The organism is Halalkalibacter alkalisediminis, assembly GCF_028610705.1.
Classification (GTDB): domain Bacteria; phylum Bacillota; class Bacilli; order Bacillales; family Bacillaceae_D; genus Halalkalibacter; species Halalkalibacter alkalisediminis.
In genome coordinates, this window is record NZ_JAQQWT010000017.1 from 60,319 (window position 1) to 67,322 (window position 7,004).

Genomic DNA, 7,004 nt, shown 5'->3' on the forward strand with positions numbered 1-7,004 from the left:
CTCCTAAAAAGCTTAAAACATGGCAGCGGCTACGCTCAATGCATCGATGAAGTCAAAAAGGTAAAGTTCGACCTTTTTGACTTCATCTCTTACACCTGTAAGTTCTCTTTTGTTTCTACTGTTTGGACAAATAGTTCATCGTCTTTGACGTCGATAATGGCTTTTTGTCCTTTTATGATTGTTCCTTTTAGTAATTCTTCTGACAAGCGGTCTTCGACTTGTTTTTGTAGGGCACGACGTAATGGACGTGCTCCGTATTCAGGGTCATAGCCTAAGTCAGTAATTTTATCTTTGGCTGCTTCTGTTAATTCTAAATCGATTCCTTGCTCAAATAAACGAGTTTTCAATTGATCTGCTAGTAATGTAATAATTTCACGAATGTGCTTCTTCTCTAAGGAGTGGAATACAATTAACTCGTCGATACGGTTAAGGAATTCTGGACGGAAGCTACGTTTTAATTCTTCCATCACTTTCCCTTTCATATCTTTGTATTCTTGATCTTCACCTTCTGTAGCAAATCCTAAGAATTTATTACTTTTTAACGTACTCGCACCTACATTCGATGTCATGATAATAGCCGTGTTACGGAAGTCTACAGTTCTTCCTTTAGAATCTGTTAAGCGACCATCTTCAAGCACTTGAAGTAAGATATTAAATACTTCAGGATGCGCTTTTTCAATTTCATCAAGTAAAATGACGGAGTATGGCTTGCGACGTACCTTTTCAGTTAACTGACCACCGTCCTCATGACCAACGTATCCCGGAGGTGAACCAACTAGTCGGCTCGTTGTATGCTTTTCCATGTACTCGGACATATCAATTCGAATAATGGAGTCTTCGTCGCCAAATAGTGTTTCAGCGACAGCTCTTGCAAGTTCCGTTTTACCAACCCCTGTTGGACCTAAGAAAATAAATGAACCAATCGGACGTTTCGGGTCTTTCAAGCCTGCACGTGCACGGCGAACGGCTTTAGAAATCGACTTAACTGCTTCTTCTTGACCAACCACACGCTCGTGAAGAATTTCCTCCATTTTTAATAGACGATCTGTTTCTTCCTCAGCTAGTTTCGATACTGGAATTCCAGTCCAACTTGCTACAACTTGAGCGATATCTTCTACCGTTACCTCTGTGTCTTCTTGGCCTTGTTTTTGCTTCCACTCGTTCTTCATTTCTTCTAATTCTTCACGTAAACGTTGCTCCGAATCACGTAATGAAGCAGCTTTTTCAAACTCTTGACTTTGTACGGCTGCATCTTTTTCTTTTCTTGTTTCATCAAGGCGTTGTTCTAGCTCTTTTAAGTTTGGTGGAGCTGTATAAGACTTTAAACGTACTTTTGAACCGGCTTCATCGATAAGATCAATCGCTTTATCCGGAAGGAATCGATCAGAAATATAACGATCAGATAGTTTAACGGCTCCTTCAATGGCGTCATCCGTAATTGTTACACGGTGATGAGCCTCATAGCGGTCACGGAGCCCTTTTAAAATTTGAACGGATTCTTCTAGAGTTGGTTCATTTACTTGTATTGGTTGGAATCGACGCTCTAGTGCAGCATCTTTTTCAATATATTTACGATATTCATCTAGCGTTGTAGCACCGATACATTGCAACTCTCCACGAGCAAGTGATGGCTTTAAGATATTAGAAGCATCGATCGCACCTTCTGCTCCACCAGCACCGATTAGGGTATGAAGCTCATCAATAAATAGGATGACGTTTCCTGCTTGACGAATCTCATCCATGACTTTCTTCAAGCGATCCTCAAACTCACCACGATATTTCGTTCCGGCTACAACCGTTCCCATATCTAGTGTCATTACTCGCTTATTACGAAGCGTCTCTGGAACTTCATTCGCAATAATAGCTTGAGCTAGCCCTTCTGCTATAGCTGTTTTACCTACACCCGGTTCACCAATTAAGACTGGATTGTTTTTCGTACGTCGACTTAGTACTTGAATAACTCGCTCGATCTCCTTGCTACGCCCGATAACAGGATCAAGTGATTCTTCTCTTGCTACAGCAGTTAAATCACGCGCTAAGCTATCAAGTGTTGGTGTGTTGGCATTGCTAGAACCCGCACTTTGACTAGAAGAACTACCTACCTCATTACTCCCTAATAGTTGTAATACTTGCTGACGCGCCTTGTTTAGACTCACACCAAGATTGTTAAGTACACGCGCTGCGACGCCTTCACCTTCACGGATTAAACCGAGAAGAATATGTTCTGTTCCCACATAGGAGTGACCTAATTTACGTGCTTCATCCATTGAAAGCTCAATCACTTTCTTAGCTCTAGGAGTATAATGAATCGTTTTAGAGCCTTCTGATCCTTTACCAATTAGTGTTTCCACTTCTTTTTGGATTTTCTCAGAACCAAGACCAAGTGCTTGAAGGGCTTTTGCTGCAATTCCCTCTCCTTCTCTAATAAGGCCAAGTAGAATATGCTCTGTTCCAATATTATTGTGACCAAGTCTGACTGCTTCCTCTTGCGCTAATGCTAATACCTTCTGTGCTCTCTCTGTAAAACGTCCAAACATCATAAACGTCCACCTCCAAGTTATTCGTTGGTTTCTTCCTCTAACATTAATCGTTCCCTAATAAGTGTTGCTCTTCTTTCATCCCGCAACTCAGGCGATAACACTTCCCCGGCATATTGCTGAAGAAAACCTGGTTGCGTTAAAATCATTAGTTCATTTAAGATGTTTCCTGAAAGACCTTTAATCAACCCTAAGTCTATCCCAAGTCTGACATTCGAGAGACGCTGTGTCGCCTCCTTCGATTCCATTAAGCGACTGTGTGCCAAAATACCGAAAGAGCGATGAACGCGATCTTCTAATTGCAATCTCGATTGATCGAGTAAATTTTCTCTTGCTGCTCTCTCTTGTTGAATGAGTTGTAAAACGACCCCTCGTAAATCTTCAACAATGTCCTCCTCCGATTTTCCTAACGTAAGTTGATTAGAGATTTGAAACAAGTTACCTAAAGCTTCGCTACCTTCCCCGTAAATTCCTCTAACAACTAATCCCAATTGATTAATTGCTGGTAAAATTCGGTTCAATTGCTGAGTCATTGCAAGTGCCGGTAAGTGCATCATCACCGAAGCTCTTAAACCTGTGCCAACATTTGTTGGACAACTTGTTAGGTAACCTCTCTTCTCATCAAAAGCATAGGTTAATCGTTGTTCAATCCAATCATCAATTTGTAGCGCTTTTTCTAAACCTTTTCCTAATTGAAAGCCTGGTAAAAGACATTGAATTCGGATATGATCCTCTTCATTTAACATGATGCTAACAGCCTCATCTTTATCAAGTAAAACCGCTCCATGCTTAGACTGGTCAGCTAGATGAGGACTAATTAAATGTTTTTCGACAAGGACACGCTTTTCGTTTGTTTTCATATCATCGATAGGTAACCATTCTAACGGTCCAATGGATTCAAACTCTTCCTGTGTTAAAGCTTCACCGATATGCTTACTCGTTGCATATGACTCTTCCAATGATGCTAAAAGAGGAAACTTATACTCTTTAAGGTTTCTAGCTAATCTTATTCGAGAACTTAGGACAATATCCGAATCTGGGCCATCTTTTTTCATCCACGGGCTTAATGCTTCAGAAATAAACTGCTGGAGTGACATTGTTTAGCCCTCCTTTTGTTCGTTCTTTTGTTTTTCTAATAAACGGATTTCATCTCGCAACTCAGCTGCCTGTTCAAATTCTTCTTGCTCAATCAAGCTCTTGAGTTGCTGTTTTAATGCGTCAATTTGTCTTTGAATCTGAATTCCGCCTCCGATTCGTTCAGGAAGTTTTCCAGCATGTGTGTGATTGCCGCTATGCACTCTCTTTAAAATAGGCTCTAATTTAGATTCAAAGCTTTTATAACAATGTGCACAACCAAATCGGCCTGCTTGTGTAAATTGTTCATAGGTCATCCCACACTTCTCACATTCTAGTTTAGAAACTGGCGTATGTTCATGTCCCTTTTGAATCGGCTGTTCAAAGTTTAGCAAGCCCGATAAAAGTTGATGGATTGAGAAACTATTCGTCCCCGGAAAATATTCTCCTTTTTCCTTTGCGCATTGTTCACAAATATGGAATTCAGTCTTTTCACCATTTATGATTTTGGCAAAATGTAAACTAGCTTTCCTTTTATTACATTCCTGACAAATCAACAAAACTCCTCCCGTCTACGATAATTCTTTATATTTTAATGTCTCTAGCATCGCAATTAATATATTGCTCCTTACTTCATCACGATGCGAAATGTTTGCATTGTATAATGTACGATCCATTACACTAATCATTATATTCGCTTCTCTTTTCGTAATTGCCTTCTCTTCAAATAAACGAATAATAATATTCTCAGCTGTTAGCTGGTCGATACCTCTGCCAACGATCTGAATCATTTGATCAAGTAAATCGAGATGATCATGAGGGCTAACTTTAATGATCCGAATATAACCGCCCCCACCCCTTTTACTCTCAACCTGGTAGCCCTTTTCAAGGGTAAATCTAGTTTGAATGACATAATTAATTTGTGAAGGTACACATTGAAACTTTTTTGCTATTTCGCTTCTTTTAATCTCTAGAGGATCATCTCCCCTATTCTGAATGGTTGACTTTAAGTATTCTTCAATGATGTCGGAAATATTTTTCAACCTTTGCCCTCCCTCCACTCATTTGACTTTGACTTTCTTTGACTATATTATATTCGCTTCCTTTTAAAAGTGCAATATGTATGCATTCAACTAGTATAACCACGCTTCTCTAGTTACTAACCTACTAATTAGAAATATCTATATAAAAAAAGAGGTTGTCCAGATCAATTGATAAGGCAACCTCTTTAGACTGTTTTAAGAAGCTAATACATGAGATACAATTTCTTTTGCTGAAAATCTAGTGTAATTTTTATGAATGATTGATCTATTACGAAACGTCATATGTTTTTCAAATTCACTAATTAACTCCTGTTCACCTACTAAATATATATGTTGCCAACCTTTGTCTTTCGCTTTTTTTTCTAATTCATTCGCTAACTGTTTGTACCATCTTTGCTGAATTGCCTCTAGTCTTTGATCATATTTATCTCGGTGATTTGCACTTGAGGCCATTCTTTCTCTTGCAGCTACCCCTTCATACTGCTTCCAATCCTCATTTTCTAAATCTAAATCATAACCCAGCTCGTTATTCACTTCTCCTAGACTCGTCTCAATGACAAATACACCTTCCTTTTGAATAAATATGATCCCTTCTTGTGGATATTCTTTTTGAATGGTTTCTAATTGCGCTAAGATGGGTTCTTTCTCCCAATGGAATTTATTTTCAACATGAAGTTGTAGCTTCTTCAAGACTATATCACCATTGGGAAATGCTAATAAAACTATGCTTTTCGGTAATTGTAACTGCAATTTCACAATTTCAGCAGTAGCTTTTTTCTTTAATTTTTTATACATGCTTAATTGATTTTCATCACTCTTTTGAATATATTCTTCTAACCTTTTCAATCCATTTTTTAATCGAATTTTCCATTCTCCCTTTTTCTGATCATTGCTCGTTTGATCCGTGCTTAAGTAAATGGTCAAAACACCTTCTTCACAATACTGCTTCTTTAATTGTTGGAGTTCATTTGCTAAAGCCATATAAGCCTCCTTAAGTTTGAAAATGATTTAGTGTTTCTAAGGGACTTTAACCTGTTTGGAGAAGAATTAAACATAAACGTTCATTTACTTCAAGATCAAAGGTTTTCTTCCCAAAGCAATTTCTAGGCGCTAAACTTATTAATCTATTCCTTTTTAACTATAATGATATAGATATATATTATCCGCGAACGAAGATGAGAAACGTTTTGTTGCTAATTACTAAGAGGTATAATGTAGTTGAATTTATTGTGACAGTCGCGTATTAATAAGCTAAAATGGATTTAGTGTTTATGGTCATACTTATATGGGGGGAAAGCTATATGCTCTTACTTTTATTATTAATGCTTCTGTCTGTAGGCTTCTTTATTGAACTTATACAAAAATACATTCTCAGAAAAAAAGGGCTTAATTGGGATGAACATTGGAATGAACTGATGAAACAAGAATGGTTCCAAAAGCTGTTGGAAAACAGAGAGGTAAAAGAATGGGTTGAATCAGATAAAGAACATGGTTTGTTACATGATCCATACTATATTCGAAAAATAATCGACCAAGAAATGCATAGAGAAACTTTTATCACATATGTACATGGAAAAACCAGATTAAATAAATCTGGTTAATTTTTTGTTGTTGGATTTGAAATGCTGTTTTTCTTTTTGTGAAGTTTACTTAGGCTTAAATACTTTATGCGATTGTTATGTAGATAGGTCGCATGAATCGCATTCGATTATGTTTCTGCAGTCGAGTTCTATTTAAAGCATTTCTAAAGCAAGAAGAATACACTGAAGACGTTTACCAAGTAGAACAAACGTACGAATTTGCTCATTAAAGTTACGATTTTAGTATGCTAAATGCGGTTATAGTAGGCAAACTAGCGGATCAATTACCGGTTGCGAATATATTTTAAAACTTACGAATACAAATCGAAACTCGCAATTACTTTGTAATATCTAATTTAGCTGAGGTAAAAGAGGTCCTTTTAAAAGGAACCCTGTTGTAAATAAGCTATATTTAATGGTTTATTTAGAAATAAAAACCTTTATTTTCATTTTCATGCACAAAAAAGCATTCCATAACGGAATGCTTTTTAGATGCCTGGCAACGTCCTACTCTCACAGGGGGAAGCCCCCAACTACCATCGGCGCAGAAGAGCTTAACGACCGTGTTCGGCATGGGAACGGGTGTGACCTCTTCGCTATCGCCACCAGACTATAAGGTATTTTTGTAAAAATACCATTGAAGAAATGATTCCTTCAAAACTAGATAATGCATAATAGAAACTATCAAGAATAATATTGGATAAGTCCTCGACCGATTAGTATCTGTCAGCTCCACGTGTCGCCACGCTTCCACACCAGACCTATCAACC

At 37.8% G+C, this 7,004-nt stretch carries 6 protein-coding genes and 1 rRNA gene; 1 reads left to right on the forward strand and 6 read right to left on the reverse strand.

Annotated features, from left to right (window positions below; all coding sequences use genetic code 11):
* Positions 1 to 89: 89 nt before the first annotated feature.
* The 5 genes from clpC to PQ474_RS18555 form a co-directional block, all read right to left on the reverse strand.
* Positions 90 to 2,540 carry an ATP-dependent protease ATP-binding subunit ClpC gene (gene clpC, locus PQ474_RS18535; RefSeq protein ID WP_273846532.1) on the reverse strand — a complete coding sequence of 817 codons (2,451 nt, stop codon included), beginning with the start codon at positions 2,538 to 2,540 and terminating at the stop codon, positions 90 to 92.
* Between the two features lie 17 nt (positions 2,541 to 2,557).
* Positions 2,558 to 3,634: a protein-arginine kinase McsB gene (locus tag PQ474_RS18540; protein WP_273846534.1), complete on the reverse strand. Its 1,077-nt coding sequence runs from the start codon at positions 3,632 to 3,634 to the stop codon at positions 2,558 to 2,560.
* 3 nt (positions 3,635 to 3,637) lie between these two features.
* Positions 3,638 to 4,168, reverse strand: a complete 531-nt coding sequence (locus PQ474_RS18545; protein ID WP_273846536.1) for a protein-arginine kinase activator protein McsA — start codon at positions 4,166 to 4,168, stop codon at positions 3,638 to 3,640.
* 15 nt (positions 4,169 to 4,183) lie between these two features.
* Positions 4,184 to 4,654, reverse strand: a complete 471-nt coding sequence (locus PQ474_RS18550) for a CtsR family transcriptional regulator (RefSeq protein ID WP_273846538.1) — start codon at positions 4,652 to 4,654, stop codon at positions 4,184 to 4,186.
* Between the two features lie 195 nt (positions 4,655 to 4,849).
* Entirely contained in the window at positions 4,850 to 5,635 is a 786-nt protein-coding gene (locus tag PQ474_RS18555) for a VLRF1 family aeRF1-type release factor (RefSeq protein WP_273846539.1), read from the reverse strand.
* 320 nt (positions 5,636 to 5,955) lie between these two features.
* On the opposite strand from PQ474_RS18555, the gene PQ474_RS18560 reads away from it, so the two are divergent.
* On the forward strand, positions 5,956 to 6,255 hold the full coding sequence (locus tag PQ474_RS18560) for a hypothetical protein (protein ID WP_273846541.1): 300 nt from the start codon (positions 5,956 to 5,958) through the stop codon (positions 6,253 to 6,255).
* Positions 6,256 to 6,728: 473 nt separating this feature from the next.
* Here PQ474_RS18560 and rrf read toward each other — a convergent pair.
* A 5S ribosomal RNA gene (gene rrf / locus PQ474_RS18565) occupies positions 6,729 to 6,844 on the reverse strand.
* Between the last annotated feature and the right edge of the window lie 160 nt (positions 6,845 to 7,004).

Bases quoted from the DNA above. Each gene is read 5' to 3' on its own strand.
- clpC (WP_273846532.1), bottom strand. From the start codon at position 2,540: ATGATGTTTGGACGTTTTACAGAGAGAGCACAGAAGGTATTAGCATTA.
- PQ474_RS18540 (WP_273846534.1), bottom strand. From the start codon at position 3,634: ATGTCACTCCAGCAGTTTATTTCTGAAGCATTAAGCCCGTGGATGAAA.
- PQ474_RS18555 (WP_273846539.1), bottom strand. From the start codon at position 5,635: ATGGCTTTAGCAAATGAACTCCAACAATTAAAGAAGCAGTATTGTGAA.
- PQ474_RS18560 (WP_273846541.1), top strand. From the start codon at position 5,956: ATGCTCTTACTTTTATTATTAATGCTTCTGTCTGTAGGCTTCTTTATT.